Below are 25,045 nucleotides of genomic sequence, written 5' to 3'. Positions count from 1 at the left end.
GCTCGTGCCGTTACCGGCAGGATAAGCGCCACGGCCGCACCACACGACCCCGTCGACCACCTGTCAGACACCGCGTCACCTCCGGCGGCGGTGCGGCGCCCGCGTCGTCACCCTCCGGAGATCCCCAGCTCCGCGCCCGCCAGGTCGTCTCCCCCGCCGTCGGTGTCGTCGAGCCACCCCTCCGGGAGGGCGACCTTGCGCGGGCTGCCCTGTCGCCCACGCGGCGTGCCCAGCTCCGACTCGGGGAACGGCTGGTCCGGGTCGAGCTCCGCGAGCAGCCGGTCGAGCTCGTCCATCCCGCCGACCATGCCGAGCGCAGCACGCACCTGCTGCCCGACGACGAACCCCTTGAGGTACCAGGACACGTGCTTGCGCATGTCCCGCAACCCGCGGTCCTCGCCCATCAGCTCGGCCAGCAGTTCTGCGTGCCGCCGCATCATGACCGCCACCTCGCCGAGCGTGGGCAGCGGCGGAACCGGCGTGCCCGCGAACGCCGCCACCAGGTCGCGGAACAGCCAGGGCCGGCCGAGGCAGCCCCGGCCGATGACCACGCCGTCGGCGCCGGTGCTCTCGACCATGCGCCGGGCGTCCGCGGCCTCCCAGATGTCGCCGTTGCCCAGCACCGGGATGTCGACATGGTCCTTGAGCCGCGCGATCGAGCCCCAGTCCGCCGACCCGGAGTAGTGCTGCGCCGCGGTGCGCCCGTGCAGCGCGATGGCCGCACAGCCGGCCTCCTGGGCGATCCGGCCCGCGTCCAGATGCGTGAGCAGATGCTCGTCGATGCCCTTCCGGGTCTTCATCGTCACCGGGACCCCGTACGGCTGCGCGGCACCGACCGCCGCGTGCAGGATGCGCGCCAGCAGGCCGCGCTTGTACGGCAGCGCCGCGCCGCCGCCCTTGCGCGTCACCTTGGGGACGGGGCAGCCGAAGTTCAGATCGATGTGCGCGACGCCGTACTCACCGGCGAGTATCCGCACGGCCTCGCCGACGTGGTAAGGGTCGACACCGTAGAGCTGCACCGACCGGACATCCTCGGCGTCGGCGAACACCAGCATCGACAGCGTCTTCTCGTCTCGCTCCACGATGCCGCGGGAGGTGATCATCTCGCAGACGTAGAGCCCGGCGCCCTGCTCGGCGCACAGCCGGCGGAACGCCGCGTTGGTGATGCCGGCCATCGGCGCCAGCACCACCGGCGGCCGTACGTGCAGATCGCCCAGGCGGAGCCCGGCCACCGGCGCGCCGTCGCCGGCCGGGTCAGGGGCGGAGGGAGGGTGAATCGTCGTCGTCATCGCCCTGCCATTGTCACCCACGCACTCCGCGCGCCGCGCGGCGGCGAGACCCAGCCACGCACCTCGTCACGTTGATCGTGGAGTTCTTGTGCTGAGTTTCGGACAAACTGGACGCGTCACCACCAGATTGACAAGATCAACGTGAGAGGGTGGTGACCGGACGCTGATCGGGTAGGAGATCCGCGTGACAACGACACGACCGGTCGATGACGGCACGCCGCCCATCGACATCCGCAGACTCACGAAACGGTTCGGCCCGCTCACCGCGGTCGACACGCTCGACCTCACCGTCGGCTCCGGCGAGATCTACGGCCTGCTCGGGCCGAACGGCGCCGGCAAGTCCACCACCATCCGCGCGCTGATGGGGTTCGTCAACGCGACCAGCGGCACGGCGGGCCTGCTCGGCGGCACCGCACGCGACCTGCGGCTACGCAGCCGCGTCGGCTACGTCGGCGGTGACGTCGTGCTCGACCGAGGGCTCCGGGCACAGCACCTGCTGAACTGGTACGCCGACCTGCGTGGCGGCGTCGACCCGGACGCCGTCGACGCCCTGTGCCGCCGGCTCTCGCTGGACACCGACCGCAAGATCGGCGAACTGTCCACGGGCAACCGGAAGAAGGTCGCGATCGTCCAGGCGTTCATGCACAGGCCCGACGTGCTCGTGCTCGACGAGCCGACGGTCGGACTCGACCCGCTCCTGCAGCGCGAGGTCCTGAACCTGGTACGCGAGCGCCGTGCCGACGGCTGCGCCGTGCTGTTCTCGTCGCACCTGCTGCCGGAGGTCGAGGACATCGCCGACCGCGTCGGCATCCTGCGCGAGGGCGTGCTGGTGCGCGAGGACACCATCGCCAGCCTGCGCGAGGAGGCCCGGCAGCGCCTCGAGCTGCGCTTCTCCGACGACGTGGCTCCGGACCTGCTGGACGGTGTCGACGGCGTCGCCTCGGCGGAGGTGGACGGGCACACGGTGCACGTCGTCGTGGACGGCAGTGTGGCGCCACTGCTGCGGCGGGTCGCCGACCGCGGCGTGGACCGCATCGTCAGCCACGACGAGGATCTGGAGGACATCTTCTTCGACTACTACCAGGCGGACGGGGGTGCCCGATGACGACGACTGCGACCACGACCGCGCGGAGGGCCCCGGCCGCGCCGGGCGGAGTGCTGCGCCAGATGCTGCGCGAACGCGTCCGCAGCCTGCTGTGGTGGTCGATCGCGGTCGGCGCTCTCGCCGCCATCACCGGCGGCAGCTACCCGACCGTCAAGGAGTTCGGCAGCGGGTTCGACGAGATGATGGAACAGATGCCGGAGGGCGTGAGCGAGATGCTCGGGGCCAGCAGCGGCCTCGTCACCCCGGATGGCTACCTGAACAGCCAGTTCTACTCCAACATCTTCCCGATCCTGCTGCTCGTGTTCGGCATCATGGTCGCCGCCTGGACGGTCGCGGGCGCGGAGCGCGAGGGCACTCTCGAGCCGCTGCTGGCCAACCCGGTGAGCCGGACGCGCGTGGCTCTCGAGCGCTTCGCCGGAGTGGCCGTCCTGCTGGCCGTGCTGACCCTCGTGGGTACCGGCGTGCTGGCCGCACTGCGCGGGCCGTTCGAGCTGGATCCGCTGGGCCTGAACGTGTTCGCCGCCGTCGGCGTGGCCACGTTCCTGCTGGCGCTGCTGTTCGCGAGCCTGACCTTCGCGGTCGGCGCGGCCACCGGGAGCAAGGGCGCCGCCATCGCGGTCGGAGCGGGACTGGCCGCCGCGACCTACGTCGTGTTCGCGCTGTCGGCGTTCGTCGACTTCTTCGACGATCTGCGGTGGACGTCGCCGTGGCACTGGTTCCTGGAGCCGTCACCACTGACCGACGGCTGGACGCCCGCGTCGACGCTGCTGCCCCTGGCCGTCATCGTGCCCGCCGTCGTCATCGGGACTGCTGTGTTCGCCCGCCGCGACCTCCGCTGACACCCTTCCCTGCCGGCCGCCTCAGCAGGTGGGAAGGCGCTCGGCGAGGTACCGCTCGACGTTGTCCAGACCGACCCGTTCTTGGCCCATGGTGTCGCGTTCGCGGACCGTGACCTCACCGTCGTCGAGCGAGGCGAAGTCAACGGTGACGCAGTACGGCGTGCCGATCTCGTCCTGGCGGCGGTACCGGCGGCCGATGGCGCCGGAGTCGTCGAACTCGACGTTCCAGCGCTCGCGCAACTGCCGGCACAGCTCCCTCGCGCGCGGGGACAGCTCGGCGTTGCGCGACAACGGCAGCACCGCGACCTTCACCGGCGCCAGACGCGGGTCCAGGCGCAGCACCGTGCGCGCGTCGGTGCCTCCGCGCGCGTTCGGCGCTTCGTCGACGTCGTACGCGTCGAGCAGGAAGGCCAGCACCGAACGGGACAGACCGGCGGCCGGCTCGATGACGTACGGCACCCACCGTTCGCCCTTCTCCTGGTCGAAGAAGCTCAGATCCTGCCCGGAGCGTTTCGCGTGCCGGCTCAGGTCGAGATCGCCGCGGTTGGCCACACCCTCGAGCTCGGCGAACCCGTCCGGATCGCCGCCGAGGCCGAAGCGGTACTCGATGTCGACGGTGCGGGTGGAGTAGTGCGCCAGCGACTCCTGCGGGTGCTCGTACAGGCGCAGGTCGGCCACGGGGATCCCCAGGTCGACGTACCAGTCCCACCGCGCCTGCAGCCAGTACTCGTGCCAGGACTCCTCCGAGCCGGGCTCGATGAAGAACGCCATCTCCATCTGCTCGAACTCCCGGGTACGGAAGACGAAGTCGCCCGGAGCGATCTCGTTGCGGAACGCCTTGCCGACCTGGGCGATGCCGAACGGCGGCCGCCGCCGAGCGGAGTTCATGACGTTCGAGACGTTCGCGAAGATGCCCTGCGAGGTCTCGGGACGCAGATAGTGCGTCCCGTCCCCGGCGCCGGAGCCGGACTCGCCGGTGCCGACCCGTGTCGCCAGCAGACCGCTGTACAGCCGCGGCTCGGTCCAGGCGTCCTTCGCGCCGCAGTCCGGGCACGGGACCAGCGCCAGCCGGGCCGGGTCGTACGGGCCGGGACCGTCGTCGATCTGGTCCGTCCGGAACCGGTGCCGGCACGCCCGGCACTCGGTCAGCGGGTCGACGAACTCGTCCACATGACCCGACGCCGCCCACACGTCGGGCGGCAGGATGACCGCGGAGTCGAGGCCGACCACGTCGTCACGCTGCTGCACCATGGACCGCCACCACTGCCGCCGGATGTTCTCCTTCAGCTCCACCCCCAGCGGTCCGTAGTCCCACGCGGACGGCGTCGCCCCGTAGATCTCCCCGGACGGGTAGGCGAAGCCGCGCCGTTTGGCCAGCGAGACGATGGCGTCGACGGGTGCGGGCACGAGCACTCACTCCATGTCGGACGTTGACGGCTTGCGGACCGGCCCCACCACTACCAGGAGATACCGGCCGGTATCGAGAGTAGACGAGCACGCCGCCGGGCCGGAGCCTTCCCGTCCACCCAGGGTGCTCCGGGTCGCGTCAGTCGGCCGCCGCCGGGGTACGCGCCGCCGACGGCTGCGCCTGGCGTCCGGCGCGCCGGCCCGCCGGACGATGTCCCTTGCTGCGGACGGCGACGACGGCCAGTCCGGTGGTCACGGGCACGGCGGCGATGATGCCCAGGCCTCCGACGAGGGCCCGGACGATCTCCTGGGCGACCGCCTCGGTGGTGATCGCGTCCGTGACCCCCTGCCCGGCGACGCTGAACATCATCAACAGCGGGAGCGACGCGCCCACGTAGGCCAGCACCAGCGTGTTCACCGTCGCCGCGACGTGCTCGCGCCCGATGCGCAGCCCGGCACCGAACAGCGACCTCCGCGACGCGGCAGGGTCGGCGGCGGCGAGCTCCCACACGGCGGCGCTCTGCGTCATCGTCACGTCGTCCAGCACGCCGAGAGCACCGATGACCAGGCCGGCGAGCAGCAGCCCGCGCAGGTCGATATCGGTGTCGACGGTGCCGAGGTAGCTCGCCGCATGATCGACCAGGCCGGTGAAGTGCGCCAGCGACGTGAACAGCGTGCCCAGGACCCCGGTGAGCGTCAGGCTGACCAGAGTGCCGATGAGCGCGATCGAGGTGCGCACCGACACCCCGTGCGCCAGGTACAGCGTCACGATCATGATCACCGACGCGCCCACGACGGCGACGGGTAACGGATCACCCCCGGTCAGCAGCGCGGGCAGCACGAACACGACCAGCACCCCGAGCGACACCAGCAGCCCGCCCAGCGCCGCCAGGCCCTTCCAACCGGACAGCACCACCACGGCGACCGCGAACAGCGCTCCGAGCCAGATCAGCGACCCGCTGCGCTGGAAGTCCAGCACCTCGTACCGGCTGTCCAGCGGTGCGTCCGGCAGCGCTCCGAGCACCACCTCGTCGCCCACGGAGAACTCCGGAGCGCCGGCGCCGAACGGCAACGGCACGGTCGTCTCCACGCCCTCGTCCGGTCCGGAGTCGACCCGGACCCCGGCCTCGTAGCACTGCTGGCTCCCCTGCTGCCCCTGACCGCCGTGGTCGTGTCCCGCCTGAGGCGCCGTCGCGGCGTCGGGACACGGTTCGATCGACAGGATGGTCGCGTCGGTGCGCACGCCCGCGTCGACACTGGGCTGCTCGCCGGAGGGCCACAGCATGATCAGGCCGGCGACGGTGGCCAGGATCAGCGGGACCAGGACGGCCACGACCAGGTGCCGCACGTGCGGGCTCGCCGGTGGTGGATCGTCGTGCTGCGCACTGCCGTGCAGGTGTGCGCCGGTCACGTCGAGCGGTCCCCGTCGGCGCCGGAACCGTCCGTGCCGGAACCGCCGGGCCGGCCGGACTGCCGGCCGGGCTCCGGCGCATCGGTGTCGGTGCGCACCGTCGGCGCCGCGGCGGAGCCGAGCCCGACCTCGTCGGCGTCGCTGGCGCGGGCGCTGCCGGACACACCCGCGGGCGCCGCGTCGCCGGACGTGCCCGGTCCGCCGGCCGGCACCGCGGCCAGCACCTCGTACGCGGTCGGCTCGTCGATGGCCCGCGACAGCAGCGGAACGGCGCCGACCTTGACGTCGTAGGCCGACAGCGCACGGCGATAGGAGCCGACGTCGCGCCAGACGGTACTGATCACCCAGGCCTCCGGATCGTCGGTGGCGCGCCCCACCTGACCGCCGAGCCAGCCCGGCTGCTGGGACAGCACGACGAGCGCGTCGTGGGCCTGGTCGCGAAACGACGTCGCGTCATCGGGCGGGACCCGGTACCGCGTGACGACGAGCATGGGTGTTCCCTTCGGTGCGGTGCTGGGCTCGAACCCGGACGCCGAGCCGTGCAGCACGACGGTGCCGCACCACCGTACGATGCCGAGTGACCTCCGTCGCCCGCACGCCCAACAAAGGACAACCGTGCCGCAGAACCGCCGCCAGCCCCGCCGTACTCCCAACCGCCGGCCCCAGGCCCCGGGGCAGGGTTCTCGGGCGCCGCGTTCGGGCGGGCCGCGCCGGCCCGGACCCGCCACGCCGCCGCCCCGGTCGGGCGCGCGGGCGCGGCTCGAGAAGGTCAGCTACCCGATCCTGGTGCGGCTGAGCTCGGCGCCCAAGTGGGTGCTCGGCGTCGTCACCGGTGCGATCCTGCTCGGCGGCCTGCTGGCGCCGCCGCCGGTGGGCCCGGCGTTGCTCGGCGTGGTGGTGCTGTTCCTCGCGTGGCTGCTGACGCTGGCCTGGCCGCGGCTGCAGCCGGGCCCGCGGCTGATCCGGCTGGTGGTGGTCCTCGTGATGGCCGGGCTGGTGCTGGCTCAGGCGACCGGCGGCCTGCCGTGACCGGCACTCTCCCCATGATCATCGGCACTTTCCCGCCCATGTGACGGGAAAGTGCCGATGATCATGGGGAACTCTGCGCCGCGCAGCGCGGGCAGGTGCCGAAGATCTCCAGCGTGTGCGAGATGTCGACGTAGCCGTACTTGTCCGCCATCGACTTCGTCCACCGTTCCACGGTGGGACCGGCGATCTCGACGGCAGCGCCGCACGAGCGGCAGACCAGATGGTGGTGGTGCTCCTCGCGCAGGCACCGCCGGTAGACCGCCTCGCCGCCGTCGGCACGCAGCACGTCGACACGGCCGTCGTCGGCCATGGTCTGCAGGGTGCGGTACACGGTAGCCAGGCCGACTCCGGCGCCGCGTGAGCGCAGGATGGCGTGCAGCTCCTGGGCGCTGATGAAGTCGGCGGTCTCGTCGAGCACCTCGTCGACGGCCGCCCGCTGACGCGTGCGGCGCTGCTCCTTGACCGGCTGTCCGCTGACCGACACTGGGCTGGCCCGCCTCCCTGCTCGCCCGACACACCGGCGACACAGCACCGTCACGAGCGAATCGATGATGATTCTGTTGTTCATGGTAGCCGCCACGGGCAACCCGGTGGGCAACCTCGACGCTGTTGACACCAGCGCCGTTTTGACAATGGCTCTCAATACAGATGAGAATGTCTCCCATGAACATCGGACGTACGAGCACTGCCGTCGCGGCCGTTGCCGGTGCCGCCCTGCTCCTCACCGCCTGCGGTTCGTCCAGCGACGCGGCGGACGGCGGCGGCCCCACCGTCGTGGCCTCGTTCTATCCGCTGGCCTTCGCGGCGGAGCGGGTGGGCGGCGAGAACGTCGACGTCCAGAACCTGACCCAGCCAGGGGCGGAGTCGCACGATCTCGAGCTCACCGGGCAGCAGGTCGGTCAGGTCGCCGACGCCGACCTGGTCGTCTACCTGCACGGCTTCCAGCCGTCGGTCGACGCCGCCGTGGAGCAGAACGCGCAGGACGAGGCGCTCGACGTCGGCACCCTGGTCGACTTCGCCGACCACGGCGACGGCGGGCACGAGGACGAGAGTCACGCGGAACACGAGGGTGAGACCCACGAGGACGAGAGTCACGCGGAACACGAGGGTGAGACCCACGAAGGCGAGAGCCACGAGGGGCACGACCACGAGAACCTGGAGGGCGACCCGCACATCTGGCTCGACCCGACGATCATGGTGACCATCACCGAGTCCGTCGCCGACCAGCTCGCCGAGACCGACCCGGACAACGCGCAGACCTACCGGTCCAACGCCGACGCGCTCACCGAGCAGCTGCGCACGCTGGACCAGGACTTCACCACCGGTCTCGCCGACTGCAAGCAGGACATGATCGTCGTCGCGCACGAGGCGTTCGGCTACCTCGCCGACCGCTACGGCCTGCGTCAGGTCGGCATCGGCGGCCTGGATCCCGAGGCCGAACCCTCGCCGGAGCGGCTGGCCGAGGTACACGACGTCGTCCGGGCCGAGGGCGTCACGACGATCTTCTACGAACGGCTGGTCAGCCCGGACGTCGCCGAGACGCTCGCGGACGATCTCGGTGTCGAGGCGGCCGTCCTCGACCCGATCGAGGGCCGCACCGACGACACCGCCGACCAGGACTACCTCGAGCTGATGCGCGCCAACCTCGAGGCGCTGCGCACGGCCAACCAGTGCGCGTGACGGCTGCGGCACGAGTACGGTCGCGGTCATGACCACCGTCGTCGACATCCGCCGGCTGCGCGTCGACCTCGACGAGCGCACCGTCCTGCACGACGTCGACCTGCGCGTCGACGAGGGCGAGGTCGTCTGCCTGCTCGGCGCCAACGGATCGGGCAAGTCCACGCTGGTCCGGGCCGCGGTCGGCCTGGTGCCCGCCGCCGCGGGCGAGATCAGCCTGTTCGGCCGGTCGTTGCGCACGTTCCGCGACTTCTCCCGCCTGGGCTACGTGCCGCAGCGCGCGAACGCCGCGTCCGGTGTCCCGGCCACCGTGCGCGAGGTCGTCACCTCCGGGCGCCTCGCCAGGCGCCGGGTGTTCCGGCCGCTGACGCGTGCCGACCGTGCCGCCGTCGACGACGCGATCGCACTGGTCGGACTCCGCGACCGCGCCGGCGACCCGGTCTCGTCGCTGTCCGGTGGTCAGCAACAGCGCACGCTCATCGCACGCGCCGCGGCCGCCGAGCCCGATATGCTCGTCCTGGACGAGCCGAACGCCGGCGTCGACCAGCGCAGCCAGGAGGCCTTCGCCCGCGCCTTGCGCACGTTCGTGGCGTCCGGGCGCACCCTGCTGCTGGTCCTGCACGACATGGGACCGCTGGCGTCGCTGGTCGATCGCGGTGTGGTGCTCGACAACGGCCGGGTGGTCCACGACGGAGCCCTGGCCACCGCACCGGCGACCGTCGCACCCGGTGGCGTCCCCGACCATCACGACGACGAGCACGAGACGGGCATGTTCGGATGAGTCTGCTCGACTACGACTTCATGCAGCGCGCGCTCATCGCCGCGCTGCTCACCGGGTTGGCGGCCCCGGCCGTGGGCACCTATCTGGTCCAGCGGCGGCTGGCGCTCATGGGCGACGGCATCGGCCACGTCGCCCTGACCGGTGTGGCGGTGGGTCTGCTCACCGGATGGGCGCCGGTGTGGACGTCGGTCGTCGTCGCCGTCGCCGGCGCCCTCGCCATCGAGACGGTGCGCGCACACGGACGGGCCTCGGCCGACGTCGCGCTGGCGATGCTGTTCTACGGCGGCATCGCCGGTGGCGTCCTGCTCACCGGGCTGGCCGGCAGTACCGCCGCGACCCTGAACACGTATCTGTTCGGCTCCATCACCACGGTGTCAGCCGCCGATCTGTGGGTGGTGGCGATCCTGGCGGTGGTGGTCGTCGTGCTGGCGGTCGGGCTGGCACCGCAGCTGTTCGCCGTCTGCCAGGACGAGGAGTTCGCGAAGGTCAACGGCCTGCCGGTGCGGCTGTACAGCGCGCTGATCGCGGTGATGGCCGCCGTGACCGTCACCGTGGCCATGCGCACCGTGGGGCTGCTGCTGGTCAGCGCGCTCATGGTGGTTCCGGTGGCCACCGCGCAGCAGCTGACGCGCGGGTTCAGGACGACGTTCACGCTGGCGCTGATCCTGGGGGTCGTTCCGTCGCTGTCCGGCGTCGTGTTCTCTTACTACGTCAACGTCGCGCCGGGCGCCGGGATCGTCGTGCTGGCCCTCGCCGGCTTCGTCGTGGCCTGGCCGCTGGGCACCGTCGTCCGCCGATGGCGACAGCGCCGCCGTCCGCCGGCGCCCGCCGACGATCCGCGGGTCACCGGCGTGCACGTGCCCACCGAGGTCCATCCGCACCAGCACGACGAGCAGTGCGGCCACCCGGCCGTCGAGCACGACGACCACACCGACTACCTGCACGACGGGCATCTGCACGCCGCGCACGGGCGCCATTACGACGAACATTGACGAAACCGACCGGCCCCGCCCGCTGATCATCGGCACTTTCCCGGCGTATGACCCGGAAAGTGCCGATGATCAGCGGAGGTGTGAGACTGTGACCCTCGTCGCCGGGATGGAGATGTGAGCACGACGACCGACGTGGAAGACCTGCTGCGCGAGCAAGCGCCGCAGGTGCTCGCCGCACTCGTGCGCCGCTACGGGCACTTCGACGCCGCCGAGGACTCCGTCCAGGAGGCCCTGCTCGCCGCGTCCGCACAGTGGCCCGCCGAGGGTGTGCCGTCCAACCCGCGGGCTTGGCTGATCACGGTGGCCGCCCGCCGGATGACCGACCAGCTGCGCAGCGAGTCGGCACGGCGCCGCCGCGAGGAGACGGCGTTCGCGATGGTCCCGCCGGGCGACTACCACGCATCGTCCCCTGCCGACGTGACACCCGCACAGGACGACACGCTCACGCTGCTTTACCTGTGCTGCCACCCCGCGCTGTCGTCGGCCTCCCAGATCGCGCTGACGCTGCGTGCCGTCGGCGGGCTCACGACCGCCGAGATCGCCCGCGCGTTCCTCGTCCCCGAGGCGACGATGGGGCAACGGATCAGCCGGGCCAAGCAGCGGCTCAAGGCCGTCGACGCTCCGTTCCGGATGCCGGCCGACGACGAGCACGCCGACCGGCACAGCGCCGTCCTGCACGTGCTGTACTTGATCTTCAACGAGGGATACACGGCGACGTCCGGCGACGACCTGCACCGCGCCGATCTCACCCGCGAAGCGATCCGGCTCACCCGGCAGGTCCGTCGGCTGCTGCCGGACGACGGAGAGGTCGCCGGGCTGCTGGCGCTGCTGCTGCTCACCGACGCGCGGCGGAACGCGCGGACCACCGACGACGGCGCCCTGGTGCCGTTGGCGGAGCAGGACCGCAGCCGCTGGGACGCCTCCGCCATCGCCGAGGGCGTCGAGCTGGTGACGGAGGCGCTGTCGTCGCGGCCCGTCGGGCCGTACCAGCTACAGGCCGCCATCGCCGCGATTCACGACGAAGCCGGCGCCGCCGAGGACACCGACTGGCCGCAGGTCGTCGCGCTTTACGAACTGCTCACCCGGATCGCGCCGAACCCGATGGTCACGCTCAACCACGCCGTCGCCGTCGCCATGGTCCGCGGACCGGAGGACGGGCTGGCGATGCTCACGCAGCTCGAGGACGACAACCGGGTGGCCGAACACCACCGGCTGCACGCCGTCCGCGCGCACCTGCTGGAAATGGCCGGCGACGACGAAGCCGCCCGCGCCGCGTACCGCCAGGCCGCGCGGCGCACGACCAGCCTGCCGGAACGGCACTACCTCGAGTCGCGGGCAGCGCTGCTGGACGCCGGAAACTCCGGCCCGTCGTGACCGGCACGGCCCACGAGGTGGCCCGCATCGTCCGGCTCCGGCAGCGTCGCGTCACCGTCGTGCTGGCTGTCCCATCGGGCGGCGAACGCGGTCAGCAACCGCCCGAAGTCACGACGCTGCGCGGGTGACCAGCCGGTCATCGCCGCCTCGATGGTGGCTCGACGGCGCCGCCGCGCGTCGGCGAGCACGTCGCCGCCGTGCGCGGTCAACACGAGCACGCTGCGCCGGCCGTCCCGCGGATCCGCCTCGCGCCGCAGCAGGCCGCCGGTCACCGCCTGAGCGACGAGCCGGCTGGCCCTCGGCTGGTCGACGCGCACGAGCGTCGCGACCTCCGTGACCCCGATCGGGTGTTCGGTGCTGGCGCCGTCGTCGACCGCGGCCAGGACGTCGTACATCGGCGGCGGCAGCGTCCCGTGCCGCGACGACGACTCACGCGGAACACGCCGCGTCATCGCCCACTGCAGCGTTATCATGGCGCGTTCAATCGTCGCCATCACATCGTTCTCCGACGCAGCGCCAGACATGACTGCTAATTTACATGCACTTGTATTCGGACATGTAAGTCGTTGCTCGAAGGAGCTGGAGCTCACCATGAACGCGCCCGGGGCGCCTGCGGATCGCCACCCCATCGGGTACTGGCTGAAGCTGGTCGATCGGCTCATCGACCAGAGCTTCGACGCCGTCCTCGGCGGCGCCGCCGTCACGCCACGGCACTGGCAGATCCTGAACCTCCTGCAGGACGGCCCAGCGAGCTACGCACACATCGACGACGAGGCCGCACCGTACCTGGCTCCGCACATGCCGACCGTCCGCCCGATCGTCGACGACCTGTGCAGCCGCGGCTGGGCGGCGCCCATCGGACCGGACCGGGTCGGGTTGACCGAGACCGGCCAGAAGGCGCTCGTCGACATCCAAGGGCAGGTCGCGGCGGACCGTGCCCGCATCACCGAGGGCATCAGCGACGACGACTACCGCACCACCGTGGCCGTGCTCGAACGGATGGCCACCAATCTCGGCTGGTCCGAGGAACGCGACATGGGACCGATCTGACGCCGGATCACACCGCCGGCGCCGCCGGATCGGCGCCGCCGTACCGACGGTCACGGCGGGCGAAGATCTCCACCGCCTCCCACAGCTGCCGCCGGTCGAAGTCCGGCCACAGCGTGTCCAGGAACACGAACTCGGCATAGGCGGCCTGCCAGGGCAGGAAGTTCGACGTCCGCTGCTCACCCGACGGCCGGACGAACATGTCGACGTCGGGCAGGTCGGGGTTGTACAGGTACCGCGCCAGTGTCCGCTCGTTCACCCGCGCCGGATTCACCCGGCCGGCGACCGCGTCCGCCGCCAGCGCCGCGGCAGCGTCACCCAGCTCCGCCCGTCCGCCGTAGTTGACGCAGAACTGCAACGTGATGACGTCGTTCGACCGGGTGCGGCGCTCGGCGTTCTCCAGCTCCGAGATCACGCTCTTCCACAGCCGCGGGCGGCGCCCCGCCCAGCGCACCCGCACGCCCAGGTCGTCCAGCTCGTCGCGGCGCCGCCGGATCACCGCCCGGTTGAACCCCATCAGGAAGCGGACCTCCTCCGGGGTGCGGCGCCAGTTCTCGGTCGAGAACGCGTAGACCGACAGGTGCCGGATGCCGATCTCGATCGCGCCGTGGATGACGTCGAGCAGCACCGACTCGCCCGCCTCGTGCCCCTTCGTGCGCGGCAGCCCTTGCCGGTTCGCCCACCGGCCGTTGCCGTCCATGACGATGGCGACGTGGTCCGGCACGAACTCCGCCGGGATGGGTGGCGGGGTCGCCCCCGACGGGTGCGGTGTCGGCGGCGTGTGGACCTTCTTGCTCACCCTCGCTCCTCCGTCGGGCCGGCCACTCCGGACGCTCGGCGCCTCACCGCTCCACCCACCTGGTCGCGTTCGGACACCTCACCGCTCCACCAGAGTCAGCGAGCGCAGCCCTCGTTCCAGATGCCACTGCAGGAACGCCGCCGTGATGCCGCTGGCCTCGCGCCGGGCCCGGGGTTCGCTCGCGTCGGCGACGTCCCAATCGCCGGTGAGCAGCGCCCCCAGCAGGGCGACGGTGTCCGGCGCCGGCGCCACCGTACCGGACGGTCGGCAGGACCGGCACACGATGCCACCGGCCTGCACCGAGAACAACCGGTGCGGCCCCTCGGCGTCGCACCGGGCGCAGTCGGAGAAACTCGGCGCGAAACCGGCCACCGACAACCCGCGCAGCAGGTACGCGTCCAGCACGAGACCCGGCTCGTGTGCGCCTTCGGCCAGCGTGCGCAGCGCGCCCACCAGCAGCAGGTAGTGCTGCACCGTCGGCTCGCCCTCTTCGGCGGTGAGCCGTTCGGCGGTCTCGAGGATCGCCGTGGCCGCGGTGTAGCGGCCGTAGTCGTCGGTGATGCTCATGCCGTACGGCGCGATGGTCTCGGCCTGGGTGACGACGTCGAGGGTGCGCCCGGTGGCGAGCTGGATGTCGACGTGCATGAACGGCTCGAGGCGAGCTCCGAAGCGGCTGCTCGTGCGGCGTACGCCCTTGGCGACGGCTCGTACACGGCCGTGCCCGCGCGTCAGCAGAGTGACGATCCTGTCCGCCTCACCCAGCTTCTGGGTGCGCAGGACGATCCCTTCGTCACGGTAGAGACTCACCCGCCCATTGTCGCCCGAAGCCGGCACGCCGGCACACCAGGCTCGCCGTCCTCGAACCGTCCTCCCGCTGATCATCGGCACTTTCCCGCCGTATGGCCAAGAAAGTGCCGATGATCATGGGAGACGGTGACGGAGACAGTTCAGCAGGCCTTCACCCACGAGCACTCGACGTTGCCGGGCAGATCCACTGCGGGCACCTCCGCCGCCGGCCGGCGCAGGGTCGCGGCGTCCTGGCTGTACTCGGCGAGCCGCACCGCGATGCGATCCTCCAGGTCACTCGGCTTGTCGCTGAGGTAGTCGTTGAACATGACCGAGAAGATCAGCCGCCGCCCGTCGGCGTCGGTGACGTAGCCGGACAGCGCCGTCGCGCCGGTGAGCGTGCCGGTCTTCGCGTGCACGTTGCCGTCAGCTGCCGTGCCGTCCATACGGGAGCGCAGCGTGCCGCCGACCATCCGCTCCGACTCGCCGGCGATGGGCAGCGATTCGTGCCACTCGTCGAACCAGGGCCGGTCCTGCACCTCCTCGAGGAGCGTGGCGATCTGCTCCGGCGGGATCAGATTGCGCCGCGAGAGTCCCGACCCGTCCCGGTTGGACATCGTGTCGACGTCCAGCCCGTAGCCGGTGGCGAGCTCGTCACGCAGCACGTCCAGCCCGGCGTCCCAGCTGCCCTCCCCCGCCACGACGCGACCCATCTCCTTGATCAGCACCTCGGCGTGGCCGTTGTTGCTCAGCTTCATGAACGGCACCATCAACTCACGCAGCGGCATCGACTCGTGCGCGGCGATCCGGCGCGCGCCGTCCGGGGTGACGCCCTCGGCGGCGCCGCCGAGCACACGCACGCCGTTGCGGCGCAGTTGCCGCACGAACACGTCCGCGGCGTACTCGGTCGGCTCCCACACGCTCACCCAGTCCCGGCTGCCGCCGGCGTCGACGGCGATGCTGCCGGTGACGGTGATGACGTCGGTTCCGTGCTCGCGCCCCACCCGGATGCCGGACCCGTCGCCGGCAGGGGCCGTCGTGGCCTCGTTGACGACGGTGACGCTGTCGGTCTCCGGGACGACGGTGACGTCCGGACGCGCGCCCGGTTCCGCGGCCGGGTCGACGTCGACGATGACGGTGCCTGCGTCGTAGTCGGTGTTCGGCGCGACGGTCAGCGCCGACACCGGAGCGGCGTAGTAGTACGGCTCGTCGTTCCAGTTCCAGTCGTTGCCGAGCCGGACGTCGTCGTAGCGGCTGTCGTCGGCCACGACGTCGCCGACGATCGTGCGCACACCCGCGTCGGCGACCTGTTCGGCCAGCGCGGCGTAGTCCTCGGCCAGCATCGTCGGATCGCCGCCGCCGCGCAGGTGGAGGTCGCCGCGCAGCACCGTGCCGCTCCGGCGCCCCGTGGTGGCGACGGTGGTGGTGAAGGTGTGCTCGGGTCCCAGGACGTCGAGCGCCACCGCGGACGTCAGCAGCTTCGCGTTGGAGGCGGGCATGAACCGCTGGTCCGGCTCGTGCTCGTACACGGTTTCGCCGGTTTCGGCGTCGCGGACGACGACCGCCGCCTGGGCGCCGTCGAGACGGCTGTCGGCCAGGATCTCGTCGATGTCCGCGGCGAGTCCCTCGTGCGCGGTGTCGACCTGCCGCAGCGAGCCGCCCGGCGCCGGCGGGTCCGCGCCGAACAGAGGCGACGAGAGACCGGCTCCGCCGACCAGTGCGCCGACCGCGATCGAGGTGACGATGTGCCGGGTACGTCCGCTCATGGCAGCTCCTCGACGTCGAAGATCACGCTCTCAAGTCGAGAAGACTGGTCTATACCTTTCGCCCTGTCAAGACATCGCCGAACAATCTGTCGCGATCACCATGACTCGACGCAAAATATCGACGCACAAAGGTCGATCCGATCCGCCGGAAACGGGCCACGTCACGGACTCAGGCGCGGTACTCCGCCGCGAGCGGGCAACGGAACGAACTCCTCGCCCTGAGCCCCACAGCGTTGAGGTAGCGCAGCACCGCCCTGTAGGCGCCGAACAGTCCGGCCTCGGTGTAGGTGATCCCGTGCTGTGCGCAGTGAGCCTGCACGAGCGGCCGGGCCCGACGCAGGTTCGGCCGCGGCATGCTGGGGAACAGATGGTGCTCGACCTGGTTGTTGAGCCCGCCCATCGCGAAGTCCATCACCCGGCCGCCCCTGATGTTGCGCGACATCAGCACCTGGCGGCGCAGGAAGTCGAGCTTCTCGGCCGGCGGCACGATCGGCCTGCCGATGTGGTTCGGTGCGAACGAGCCACCGAGCAACAGCCCGAACAGGCCCATCTGGACACCGAAGAACGCGGCGGCCTTGCCCGGGGGCAGGACGAGCAGCAGGACGGTGATGTATCCACCGAGGCGGCCGGTGACGAACGCCGCCTCGGTCCATCGGTGCTTCAACGACCGCTGGCTCACGATCGTGCGGATGCTCGACACGTGCAGGGACAGCCCTTCCAACAGCAGGAGCGGGATGAAGAAGTAGCCCTGTGCGCGGGTCAGCCTGGCAGCCAGGCCACGCCTCGATTCGGAGACGGCGGGTGTGAACGCCACCGCGCCGGGGCCGACGTCGGGATCCTTGCCCTCCTTGTTCGGGTTGGCGTGATGCCGGTTGTGCTTCGGTAGCCACCACCCGTAGCTGAGCCCGGCGAACACCCCCGAGAGCACCCGGGACGTCCACTCGTTCCAGCGGTGCGAGGCGAAAATCTGCCGGTGCGCGCCGTCGTGGCCCAGGAAGCCACACTGGGTGAGTACCACGGCCAGCCCCGCGGCCAGCAGCAGCTGGAACCACGAGTTGCCGAGAAACGCGAACGCCACCCATATTCCGGCGAACGCGCCCACCGTCGCGATGATCACGGACCAGTAGTAGCCGTACCGGCGGCGGAGCAGACCCTGGTCCTGAACCCGACGCGACAGTTCGGTGTACGCGCTCACGTACCGCTCTCGTCGGGATCCTCCGCTGTCACCGGGGCGCGGGGGTTGCCGGTCTACGACGCCATGTCGTTCCGGTGTAGGGGACTCGCTCATGAGGTTGACCTTTCACAACGACACCGCGGCCGGGCATGTCACGGCCGCGAGATCCCCCCTCGGACTCCCATACGTCCACAGCCGCTGACCCACTCGGCCGCCGGGTGTTTCCGCCCGGCGGGCACTGCTGCACCGCTGCCAACATCACGGTCGCCTTCTCATGCTCGTACCCGCCCAGGACCCGCGCAAACGCGCGGTCGGCCACGCCCGGGTCGCTGTCGAACGGCACGACCAGCAGATCGGCTCGATCCCACCGGTCGAGTCCCGTCACGCTCACCAGGTGCGGGTCGATGGTCCGGAACCAACCCAATCGGATCGTCCGCTCCGCCACGGCGACCTTCCGGCCCGCGGCATCCCACGTCTGCGGGTTGTACGCGACCCGAGCAGGTTCGAAACCGTTGCCGGTAAGCGCCGCCACCAACGCGGGCAGTTCAGCCGTCAGATCGCGCGACCGCGGCCACCAGGCGCCGTCGAGAGCACGAACACCGGCCGTACCCGGACGGAACACCGCGCGCGCGGCAGCGGCCTGCACGGATGGATGAGGGGTGGTCTCTGGCATGGTCGCCACCAGTCTCCGGCCACAGCCGGGATCACCGATCCGGCGCCGTCGGGGACGTGAACGAAGCCGTACCAGCGCCGATGGCTCCAGTCTACGCTGCTGAGCGGCTGATACGGACGTGTACAGTGAAGACATCGCGCCGACACCGGACACTCCAGATCCGCTGCAGCGTCGAACGAGAATCTCGGCCCAGTCAGCCGAAGTCAGGCGGCGTACATGCGCCAGTCAATCCTTCCGATGCCCGACGACGACGTCACCGCACGGATCGCTTATCGAGTCGTCCGACCGGGTGACCATCCTCGTCTGCACGGTGTGTGGTGGCCCAGGTCGCACGAACTGACGGCGGAACTGCCGTCACTGATCAACTCACTGGACAGCAGGGGGTTCACCACCGAGTGGATCTCGTTCAGTCACAAGGGCTGGGACACGGTCTCGCAGCAGATGATCGTCGCCGGTCGGCCCGTCCGACTCGCGCTGTTCCAATCGATCGACCCGAACATGGTCAGGCTCAGCGGCAACGACGGCAGTGCCCGCATCGACCTGCTCGTCGTCCCTCCCACGTGCCGGACCACGCTCGCCGCGGAGGCGTTCGCGCGCGTGCTGAACTGGGACAACCGCGCCAGCGCCAGCTCCGCCCTCGCGGCGGCGACCACCACGCACGGCGCCGGCGTGCCCGCGGTCAAGGTACCGCGCGCCCGCGGCGGCAAGAACCGCACACAGCTCACGCCGTCCTGAGCCCGCCGTACCGGGCGCGTGGCGTCCGGGCGATGCCGCGCGCCGGGTGCCGGGTGCCGCGCCCTCCGGCGCAGCACCCGGCGGCATCCGGCCACGGCCCGGTCCTGGGCCTTGCGCTCCTGCGGGTGGTTCGATCAGGCGCAGGCGCGGTTCACCGCGCTGACGACGGCCTTCAGGGATGCGGTGACGATGTTCGCGTCCACGCCGACTCCCCAGTAGACCTCGCCGCCGACGGTGCACTCGAGGTAGGCCGCGGCCTTGGCGTCGGCGCCGGAGCTCAGCGCGTGCTCGGCGTAGTCGAGCACCCGTACCTCATGGCCGACCTCGGCCAGCGCGTCGATGAACGCGTCGATGGGCCCGTCGCCCTCGCCGTGCAGCTTGCGGTGCTCGCCGTCGACGATCACCCCGATGTCGAGCGCGTCCCGCTCGCCCTCGGCCGACGACGTGTGCACCGAGTTCAACGCCAGCGGCGTCTCCCGTCCGAGATACTCGGCGGTGAAGATCTCGCCCATGCGCTGCGGGCCGACTTCACCGCCCTCGCCGTCGGTGACCGTCTGGATCACGCCCGAGAACTCGATCTGCAGCCGCCGCGGCAGGTCCAGCTGGTGCTCGCTCTTCATGACGTACGCGACGCCGCCCTTGCCGGACTGCGAGTTGACCCGGATGACCGCCTCGTAGCTGCGGCCGATGTCCTTCGGGTCGACGGGCAGGTAGGGCACCTCCCACCGGTGCTCGTCGACGTGCACGCCCGCCTCGTCGGCGTCGCGCTCGACGGCTTCCAGCCCCTTCTTGATGGCGTCCTGGTGACTTCCGGAGAACGCCGTGAAGACCAGGTCCCCGCTCCACGGGAACCGCTCAGGCACCGGCAGCTGGTTGCAGTACTCCACCGTGCGCCGGATGGCGTCCATGTCGCCGAAGTCGATGCGCGGGTCGACACCCTGAGTGAACAGGTTCATCCCGAGCGTCACCAGGCAGACGTTGCCGGTGCGCTCGCCGTTGCCGAACAGGCACCCCTCGACGCGGTCGGCGCCGGCCAGCACGCCGAGCTCGGCGGCGGCCACGCCCGTCCCGCGATCGTTGTGCGGGTGCACCGACAGGATCATCGACTCGCGGTGCGGCAGGTTGCGGTGCATCCACTCGATCGAGTCGGCGTAGACGTTCGGCGTCGCCATCTCGACGGTGGCCGGCAGGTTGACGATCATCGGCCGGTCCGGCGTCGGCTCGAGGACGTCGGCGACGGCTCCGCAGATCTCCGCCGCGTACTCCAGCTCGGTTCCGGTGTAGGACTCGGGCGAGTACTCCCAGTAGATCTCGGTGTCCGGCGTGACCGCTTCGGCGTACTTGAGCGCCGTGCGGGCGGCCGAGGTCGCGATGTCCGTGACACCGTCACGGTCGAGCCCGAACACCACTCGCCGCTGCAGCACCGACGTCGAGTTGTACAGATGCACGATGGCCTGTTTCGCGCCGCGCAGCGACTCGAAGGTCCGCGCGATCAGCTCGTCGCGGCACGGGGTCAGGACCTGGATGGCGACGTCGCCGGGGATGTGCTCCCCCTCGATCAGCCGGCGCACGAAGTCGAAGTCGGTCTGGCTGGCCGCCGGGAAACCGACCTCGATCTGCTTGTACCCCATGGACACCAGCAGCTGGAACATCCGCAGCTTGCGTTCGGCGTCCATCGGGTCGATGAGCGCCTGGTTTCCGTCACGCAGGTCGACGGCGCACCACTGTGGCGCGGTCTCGATGCGTTTCGACGGCCAGGTGCGGTCCGGCAGGTCGACGGTGATCTGCTCGTGGAAGGGCCGGTATCGGTGGACGGGCAGGCCCGACGGCTGCTGCTCCGGCGGCCAGGTGGAAACGGATGGGGTGATGCTCATGAGAACTCGGACTCCAGAAAGCGGTCGAACAGGCGCGACCGGCAGCGCGAACCCACCGCGATGAGGGAGCCGGTCTAGCGGACCTCACCGCGGCAGCTAAGAAGGAGGCCGAAGCGCTGCATCGGGACGACTGTAGCACCCCCGCCCGCTCAGAAGCCGAGCCGGCCCAGCTTCTTCGCGTCCCGCTGCCAGTCCTTGGCGACCTTGACGTGCAGGTCCAGATAGATCGGCGTTCCCAGCAGCCGCTCGATGTGCGTCCGCGCCTGCGCGCCGACGCTGCGCAGGCGGGTGCCGCCGCGCCCGATGACGATGCCCTTCTGGCTCTCTCGCTCGACGAACAGGTTCACGTGCACGTCCAGGAGCGGCTGGTCCTCGGGCCGGTCCTCGCGCGGGATCATCTCCTCCACGACGACGGCGATGGAGTGCGGCAGCTCGTCGCGCACGCCCTCCAGTGCGGCCTCCCGCACGAGCTCGGCGACGAGTTTCTCCTCCGGCTCGTCGGTCAGGTCGCCTTCCGGGTACAGCGGCGGCCCTTCCGGGAAGTGTCCCAGCGCCAGCTCGGCCAGCAGGTCGACCCGGGCCCCCGTGGTCGCCGAGACCGGCACCACGTCGGCCCAGTCGAAGCCGTACTCCGTCGCGAGCTCACCCACCGCGGCCAGCTGCTGGGCCAGCCGTCCGTCGTCGACGAGGTCGGTCTTGGTGACCACAGCGATCTTCGGCGTCCGGGCGATCTCGGCGATCTCGCCGGCGATCAACCGGTCGCCAGGTCCGATGTCCTCGTCGGCCGGGATGCACATGCCGATGACGTCCACCTCGGCCCAGGTGGTGCGGACGACGTCGTTCAGCCGCTGGCCGAGCAGGGTGCGGGGGCGGTGCAGTCCGGGGGTGTCGACGACCACCAGCTGGCCGTCGTCGCGGTGCACGATGCCCCGGATGGCGTGCCGCGTGGTCTGCGGCCGGCTGGAGGTGATGGCGACCTTGTCGCCCACCATCGCGTTCATGAGTGTGGACTTGCCCGCGTTCGGGCGCCCCACGAAACAGACGAATCCGGATCGGAACTGCGCTGCGGTCTCGCCGCTCTCGTCACTCACGCATGAAGTCTCCCACCGCGGTCGCACTGGCTGTAAACCTGTACTGCCGTACCATTTTTTGTGTACACTCGTACATGAAATTGTCGTCGTTGTCAGGAGACGGATCATGGCCTGGCTGTTCGTCATCGTCGGCGGACTGTTCGAGACCGCCTTCGCGCTGTGCCTGAAGGCCTCGGACGGTTTCAGCAAGCTCTGGCCGACGCTCGGGTTCGCCGTGTCCGTCGCGATCAGCATGGGCCTGCTCGGCCTGGGCCTGCGGGACCTTCCGGTCGGCACCGCATACGCGGTGTGGGTCGGCATCGGCGCCGTGGGCACCGCCGTCGTGGGCATCCTGTATCTCGGCGATCCGGCCACGGTGCTGCGCACGGCCGCCATCGCGATGATCGTCGGCGGCGTCGTCATGCTCAACCTCGCCGGCGGCTCGGCGCACTGACCTCATGGCCACCAGCAAGGGAGAACGCCGCCGCGCCCTCCTGACCGACGCGGCCAGGTCCGTCCTCGTCTCGGGCGGACTGGACGCGGTCAGTCACCGTGCGGTCGCGGCTGCCGCCGGCGTCCCGCTCGGCGCGACCACCTACTACTTCACCGACCTCGGCGACCTGCGCCGCGCCGCCGTCGACGCATCGGTCGACGCCGACCTCGAACGGATGCGCCGCACCGTCTCCGTGCTCAGCGTCGAGTCACGGGCCGCGGAGCACACCGCGGAGCTCGTCACCGGGCTGCTCACTCCGGCCGCCGACGACGAACTGCTCGCCTGGTACGAACGCTACGTGGGCGCCGCACGCGAGCCGCTGTTCGCGGCAGCGGCCCGACGGACCAACGACGCCGCACGCGAGCACGTCGACGCCGTGCTCACCGCGTCCGGACACGGGGGCGTCCTCCCGGCGGACGTGGTGCTGGCGATCGTCGACGGGGCCGTGGTCGGCGCGCTCGCCACCGGGGGTCGGGCACCAAGACAGGCAGCCGCCGGCGCGCTGGCCACGGTTCTGGAGATGACGAACGGCGGTCCGCCACGCCGTTGACGTGGCGGACCGCCGAGGATCGTCTCAGGACGGCGTCACCGTCCGCGGCGCTGCAGCGCCGCGTCGACCGCCGGGTCACCGAGCTGGCGCAGCCACTCCACCAGCTCCGGGTAGGTCGACGGGTTCGACGCGACGTACGGGCGCAGGGACGGCGCCTGCGCCGCGATGTCGGCCAGGGTCTGCAACGGGGTGTCCGGATCGGCGGCGACTCGCGAGTCGAAGCCGGCCTCGTGCACGACCTCCGGCTCACCGCTGGCGCCGGCCTGCGGAAGGACCGCCGTCTGGTCCGGCGAGGAAGCACTGGTGGAGCCGGCCCCGCCGGTCACCTCCGTCTCGGCGGCCTCGGTCTCGGCGCCGGTCTCGGCGGCCTCCGTCTCGGCCGCCGACTCGGCCTCGCCGGTCTCGCCGGACCGGGCCTCACCGGACTGTGTCTCGCCGGGCCGAGTCGAGGCTTCCGTCCGGTCGGTCCCGTCCTGCGACGGGCCGTCCACGTCGACCTGCTCGTCCATGCCACGTTCGGTACCCGCGGCCGAGCCGGTCCGGCCGGTGTCCGCGTCGCTCGACGCCGCCGTCCCGGCTGCCGCCGCGGCCGCCGCGGTGGAGGCCGGGGCCGCCGACTCACTCGAGCGTTCGGTGGTCGTGGGAGCTGCCGGAGCCGTCGGCGCCTGCGGCGCCGCCGGGGCCGAAGCGATAGCGGTGCCTCCGCCGCCGGCTCCGTTCATGCCGAGCCCGTTCATGTTCATGGCCACCGGGCCGTACTCGTCACGCACCGACGCCGGCGCGGTGAGTGCCAGCAGAACTGCGACGGCCGAGAACCACATGACGCTGACCATCGTCGCATCCACCAACGTGACGGAGGTGAGATCCGAGGCGCCCAGCACAGCGGCGATCACGATTCCGACCACCGCGGAGACCAACCCGGCACCGATGGCGACGGCACGGCCCTGAGCGGGATCGCCGACCAACGCATTCCGCCCCACCAGCGCGCCGACGACGATCAACAAGTGCAGTACCAGTACGGTGATCGCGCTGCCGCGGCCGTCGTCGAACCCGATCAGCCACACCACGTACATCACGGCGCCGAACGTGGACACCAGGGCGACCAGCTGGAACAGCCGGACGGAGAAGGTGACCCACCGTGCCGCACCGACGACGGGACGGACCAACTTCGCCACACCGGCCGCCGACGCCGCGGCGCCGATGGCCGGGTACAACAGCACACCGTGCACGCCCGTCTGCAGGCTCCACGCGTCGACGATCGTGCGCTCGGCACTCAGCTGCCACAGACCGACGAACAACCCGACGCCGCCGAGCAGCAGCAGAACGTCGCCCCAGCCGGCCTGGCCACGAACGAATCCAGCCACCGGCAGTGCGATCAGGGCGAGGAAGAACAGCCCGACGAGGATCTGCATCGTGATCGGCGCCCATTCGAGGGTCTCGTCGGCGTCGACCAGATACCACACCACACTGATGGCCGTGAGCAGGACGAACAAGCCGCCCAAGCCGGCCGTGACGGCACGCCACAACGCACCGTCACCGGGTTCGGGCAGCTGTTCGCTCCGGCGTCCCTGCGCCGCGAGAACAGCCCCGGCCAGCCCGAAGGCAATACCGATGCCGACCCCGTCGCCACCGCCGTCACCGACGTAAGCCAGCACGAAGGTCACCAGTACCACGATGAAGTACGGCGCGTTGGCCGCCAGCCGGGTCAGGCGCAGCTGCGACGCACCCCAGGTCGCCGGGAGGATGCCGCCGCGCTTCAGGTACGGCACGGTGAGCGAGGCCACCGACAGCAGCGTGGCGAGGATGACGTACACCTTGCCGGTCGACGAGTCCGTGAGGTCCCACGGCATGCCGAACGACACGAGCAGCAGAATGAGCGCGACGGCGTCGCGCGCATAGTCGATGATCGGGATGTCGGAGAACGGGTTGGCCACGCCCGAGCGCGCTCCGGTCGCCGCGGGCGCGGCCCGGCGCTGCGTCTCGGCCCCCGGCGACGACGTGGATGCCGCGGCCGTCATCGGTTGTCCACAGTTGCCGCAGTACGCCGTTCCCGAGGCCGGAGCCCCGCAGTTACTGCAGAAGTTCATTCACATCTCCGTCTCGATCGATCGCGATCGTGCCGCCCTCAAGCGCAGGTGGGACGGGCGGCACGCTAGCGCACTCACGTGCAGATC

The 25,045-nt window shown here is 70.9% G+C and carries 25 protein-coding genes; 11 read left to right on the top strand and 14 right to left on the bottom strand.

From position 1 onward, the window contains the following. Nucleotides 1-107 precede the first annotated feature (107 nt). Nucleotides 108-1,289: a tRNA dihydrouridine synthase DusB gene (dusB, locus tag CLV30_RS04375; RefSeq protein WP_106535945.1), complete on the bottom strand. Its 1,182-nt coding sequence runs from the start codon at nucleotides 1,287-1,289 to the stop codon at nucleotides 108-110. 184 nt (nucleotides 1,290-1,473) lie between these two features. Here dusB and CLV30_RS04370 point away from each other — a divergent pair, with 184 nt between their 5' ends. Further along, the gene (locus CLV30_RS04370) at nucleotides 1,474-2,394 is read left to right on the top strand and encodes an ABC transporter ATP-binding protein (protein WP_205740432.1); all 921 of its coding nucleotides are present in this window, start codon (nucleotides 1,474-1,476) and stop codon (nucleotides 2,392-2,394) included. Beyond that, nucleotides 2,391-3,233 (top strand): ABC transporter permease subunit, encoded by an 843-nt coding sequence (locus CLV30_RS04365; protein ID WP_106535944.1) that lies wholly within the window; start codon nucleotides 2,391-2,393, stop codon nucleotides 3,231-3,233. The genes CLV30_RS04370 and CLV30_RS04365 overlap by 4 nt, the downstream gene beginning before the upstream one ends. 21 nt (nucleotides 3,234-3,254) lie before the next feature. On the opposite strand, the gene CLV30_RS04360 is transcribed toward CLV30_RS04365, so the two are convergent. From CLV30_RS04360 to CLV30_RS26885, 3 genes are all read right to left on the bottom strand, one after another. Continuing rightward, entirely contained in the window at nucleotides 3,255-4,640 is a 1,386-nt protein-coding gene (locus CLV30_RS04360) for a glycine--tRNA ligase (RefSeq protein ID WP_106536074.1), read from the bottom strand. Between the two features lie 139 nt (nucleotides 4,641-4,779). Further along, on the bottom strand, nucleotides 4,780-6,051 hold the full coding sequence (locus CLV30_RS04355) for a YibE/F family protein (protein WP_106535943.1): 1,272 nt from the start codon (nucleotides 6,049-6,051) through the stop codon (nucleotides 4,780-4,782). Further along, entirely contained in the window at nucleotides 6,048-6,599 is a 552-nt protein-coding gene (locus CLV30_RS26885) for an antibiotic biosynthesis monooxygenase family protein (RefSeq protein WP_211300009.1), read from the bottom strand. The genes CLV30_RS04355 and CLV30_RS26885 overlap by 4 nt, the downstream gene beginning before the upstream one ends. A gap of 67 nt (nucleotides 6,600-6,666) precedes the next feature. Here CLV30_RS26885 and CLV30_RS25870 point away from each other — a divergent pair, with 67 nt between their 5' ends. Further along, nucleotides 6,667-7,080, top strand: a complete 414-nt coding sequence (locus CLV30_RS25870) for a DUF6703 family protein (protein ID WP_129710838.1) — start codon at nucleotides 6,667-6,669, stop codon at nucleotides 7,078-7,080. A 61-nt stretch (nucleotides 7,081-7,141) separates the two neighbouring features. Here the strand turns inward: CLV30_RS25870 and CLV30_RS04340 are convergent, their stop codons facing one another. Then, nucleotides 7,142-7,564 (bottom strand): Fur family transcriptional regulator, encoded by a 423-nt coding sequence (locus tag CLV30_RS04340; RefSeq protein WP_106535941.1) that lies wholly within the window; start codon nucleotides 7,562-7,564, stop codon nucleotides 7,142-7,144. 179 nt (nucleotides 7,565-7,743) lie between these two features. Here CLV30_RS04340 and CLV30_RS04335 point away from each other — a divergent pair, with 179 nt between their 5' ends. From CLV30_RS04335 to CLV30_RS04320, 4 genes are all read left to right on the top strand, one after another. Next, nucleotides 7,744-8,760, top strand: coding sequence for a metal ABC transporter substrate-binding protein (locus tag CLV30_RS04335; protein WP_106535940.1), 1,017 nt, complete (start codon nucleotides 7,744-7,746; stop codon nucleotides 8,758-8,760). Nucleotides 8,761-8,788: 28 nt separating this feature from the next. Continuing rightward, nucleotides 8,789-9,538: a metal ABC transporter ATP-binding protein gene (locus CLV30_RS04330; protein WP_106535939.1), complete on the top strand. Its 750-nt coding sequence runs from the start codon at nucleotides 8,789-8,791 to the stop codon at nucleotides 9,536-9,538. Next, on the top strand, nucleotides 9,535-10,530 hold the full coding sequence (locus CLV30_RS04325) for a metal ABC transporter permease (protein ID WP_106535938.1): 996 nt from the start codon (nucleotides 9,535-9,537) through the stop codon (nucleotides 10,528-10,530). Before CLV30_RS04330 ends, CLV30_RS04325 begins: the two co-directional genes overlap by 4 nt. A gap of 114 nt (nucleotides 10,531-10,644) precedes the next feature. Beyond that, the gene (locus tag CLV30_RS04320) at nucleotides 10,645-11,904 is read left to right on the top strand and encodes an RNA polymerase sigma factor (RefSeq protein ID WP_106535937.1); all 1,260 of its coding nucleotides are present in this window, start codon (nucleotides 10,645-10,647) and stop codon (nucleotides 11,902-11,904) included. Here the strand turns inward: CLV30_RS04320 and CLV30_RS04315 are convergent. After that, nucleotides 11,850-12,377, bottom strand: coding sequence for a MarR family winged helix-turn-helix transcriptional regulator (locus CLV30_RS04315; RefSeq protein ID WP_205740433.1), 528 nt, complete (start codon nucleotides 12,375-12,377; stop codon nucleotides 11,850-11,852). The genes CLV30_RS04320 and CLV30_RS04315 overlap by 55 nt on opposite strands. Before the next feature lie 118 nt (nucleotides 12,378-12,495). On the opposite strand from CLV30_RS04315, the gene CLV30_RS04310 reads away from it, so the two are divergent. After that, nucleotides 12,496-12,954 carry a MarR family winged helix-turn-helix transcriptional regulator gene (locus tag CLV30_RS04310; RefSeq protein WP_106535935.1) on the top strand — a complete coding sequence of 153 codons (459 nt, stop codon included), beginning with the start codon at nucleotides 12,496-12,498 and terminating at the stop codon, nucleotides 12,952-12,954. A gap of 7 nt (nucleotides 12,955-12,961) precedes the next feature. On the opposite strand, the gene CLV30_RS04305 is transcribed toward CLV30_RS04310, so the two are convergent. The 5 genes from CLV30_RS04305 to CLV30_RS26240 form a co-directional block, all read right to left on the bottom strand. Beyond that, nucleotides 12,962-13,750, bottom strand: a complete 789-nt coding sequence (locus tag CLV30_RS04305) for an isoprenyl transferase (RefSeq protein WP_106535934.1) — start codon at nucleotides 13,748-13,750, stop codon at nucleotides 12,962-12,964. Between the two features lie 78 nt (nucleotides 13,751-13,828). Then, nucleotides 13,829-14,557, bottom strand: a complete 729-nt coding sequence (gene recO / locus CLV30_RS04300) for a DNA repair protein RecO (protein WP_106535933.1) — start codon at nucleotides 14,555-14,557, stop codon at nucleotides 13,829-13,831. 140 nt (nucleotides 14,558-14,697) lie between these two features. Then, a complete protein-coding gene (gene dacB / locus CLV30_RS04295; protein WP_106535932.1) occupies nucleotides 14,698-16,302 on the bottom strand; it encodes a D-alanyl-D-alanine carboxypeptidase/D-alanyl-D-alanine endopeptidase in 1,605 nt (534 codons plus the stop codon). Nucleotides 16,303-16,471: 169 nt separating this feature from the next. Continuing rightward, on the bottom strand, nucleotides 16,472-17,497 hold the full coding sequence (locus tag CLV30_RS04290; RefSeq protein WP_205740434.1) for a fatty acid desaturase family protein: 1,026 nt from the start codon (nucleotides 17,495-17,497) through the stop codon (nucleotides 16,472-16,474). A gap of 28 nt (nucleotides 17,498-17,525) precedes the next feature. Next, nucleotides 17,526-18,122 (bottom strand): DUF5994 family protein, encoded by a 597-nt coding sequence (locus CLV30_RS26240; RefSeq protein ID WP_165358423.1) that lies wholly within the window; start codon nucleotides 18,120-18,122, stop codon nucleotides 17,526-17,528. A gap of 264 nt (nucleotides 18,123-18,386) precedes the next feature. Here CLV30_RS26240 and CLV30_RS04285 point away from each other — a divergent pair, with 264 nt between their 5' ends. Beyond that, the gene (locus CLV30_RS04285; RefSeq protein WP_106535930.1) at nucleotides 18,387-18,884 is read left to right on the top strand and encodes a DUF5994 family protein; all 498 of its coding nucleotides are present in this window, start codon (nucleotides 18,387-18,389) and stop codon (nucleotides 18,882-18,884) included. Nucleotides 18,885-19,018: 134 nt separating this feature from the next. Here CLV30_RS04285 and leuA read toward each other — a convergent pair whose 3' ends face one another. Both leuA and era read right to left on the bottom strand, forming a co-directional pair. Beyond that, on the bottom strand, nucleotides 19,019-20,758 hold the full coding sequence (gene leuA, locus CLV30_RS04280; RefSeq protein WP_106535929.1) for a 2-isopropylmalate synthase: 1,740 nt from the start codon (nucleotides 20,756-20,758) through the stop codon (nucleotides 19,019-19,021). A gap of 149 nt (nucleotides 20,759-20,907) precedes the next feature. Further along, nucleotides 20,908-21,849, bottom strand: a complete 942-nt coding sequence (gene era, locus CLV30_RS04275) for a GTPase Era (protein ID WP_240723148.1) — start codon at nucleotides 21,847-21,849, stop codon at nucleotides 20,908-20,910. 106 nt (nucleotides 21,850-21,955) lie between these two features. Here era and CLV30_RS04270 point away from each other — a divergent pair, with 106 nt between their 5' ends. Further along, a complete protein-coding gene (locus tag CLV30_RS04270; protein WP_106535927.1) occupies nucleotides 21,956-22,282 on the top strand; it encodes a DMT family transporter in 327 nt (108 codons plus the stop codon). Between the two features lie 4 nt (nucleotides 22,283-22,286). Next, nucleotides 22,287-22,871 (top strand): TetR/AcrR family transcriptional regulator, encoded by a 585-nt coding sequence (locus CLV30_RS04265; RefSeq protein WP_106535926.1) that lies wholly within the window; start codon nucleotides 22,287-22,289, stop codon nucleotides 22,869-22,871. Nucleotides 22,872-22,906: 35 nt separating this feature from the next. Here CLV30_RS04265 and CLV30_RS04260 read toward each other — a convergent pair whose 3' ends face one another. Continuing rightward, nucleotides 22,907-24,889: a DUF7937 domain-containing protein gene (locus CLV30_RS04260; RefSeq protein ID WP_106535925.1), complete on the bottom strand. Its 1,983-nt coding sequence runs from the start codon at nucleotides 24,887-24,889 to the stop codon at nucleotides 22,907-22,909. Nucleotides 24,890-25,045 lie beyond the last annotated feature (156 nt).

Origin of the sequence: Haloactinopolyspora alba, from assembly GCF_003014555.1 — a bacterium.
Classification (GTDB): Bacteria; Actinomycetota; Actinomycetes; order Jiangellales; family Jiangellaceae; genus Haloactinopolyspora; species Haloactinopolyspora alba.
This window is presented reverse-complemented; position numbering and strand designations above follow the sequence as displayed.

Coding starts and splice junctions, on each gene's coding strand:
- dusB (WP_106535945.1), bottom strand. CDS start 1,289: ATGACGACGACGATTCACCCTCCCTCCGCCCCTGACCCGGCCGGCGAC.
- CLV30_RS04285 (WP_106535930.1), top strand. CDS start 18,387: ATGCCCGACGACGACGTCACCGCACGGATCGCTTATCGAGTCGTCCGA.
- dacB (WP_106535932.1), bottom strand. CDS start 16,302: ATGAGCGGACGTACCCGGCACATCGTCACCTCGATCGCGGTCGGCGCA.
- CLV30_RS04325 (WP_106535938.1), top strand. CDS start 9,535: ATGAGTCTGCTCGACTACGACTTCATGCAGCGCGCGCTCATCGCCGCG.
- CLV30_RS04270 (WP_106535927.1), top strand. CDS start 21,956: ATGGCCTGGCTGTTCGTCATCGTCGGCGGACTGTTCGAGACCGCCTTC.
- CLV30_RS04335 (WP_106535940.1), top strand. CDS start 7,744: ATGAACATCGGACGTACGAGCACTGCCGTCGCGGCCGTTGCCGGTGCC.
- CLV30_RS04330 (WP_106535939.1), top strand. CDS start 8,789: ATGACCACCGTCGTCGACATCCGCCGGCTGCGCGTCGACCTCGACGAG.
- CLV30_RS04260 (WP_106535925.1), bottom strand. CDS start 24,889: ATGACGGCCGCGGCATCCACGTCGTCGCCGGGGGCCGAGACGCAGCGC.
- CLV30_RS04265 (WP_106535926.1), top strand. CDS start 22,287: ATGGCCACCAGCAAGGGAGAACGCCGCCGCGCCCTCCTGACCGACGCG.
- CLV30_RS04365 (WP_106535944.1), top strand. CDS start 2,391: ATGACGACGACTGCGACCACGACCGCGCGGAGGGCCCCGGCCGCGCCG.
- CLV30_RS04315 (WP_205740433.1), bottom strand. CDS start 12,377: ATGATAACGCTGCAGTGGGCGATGACGCGGCGTGTTCCGCGTGAGTCG.
- CLV30_RS04310 (WP_106535935.1), top strand. CDS start 12,496: ATGAACGCGCCCGGGGCGCCTGCGGATCGCCACCCCATCGGGTACTGG.
- leuA (WP_106535929.1), bottom strand. CDS start 20,758: ATGAGCATCACCCCATCCGTTTCCACCTGGCCGCCGGAGCAGCAGCCG.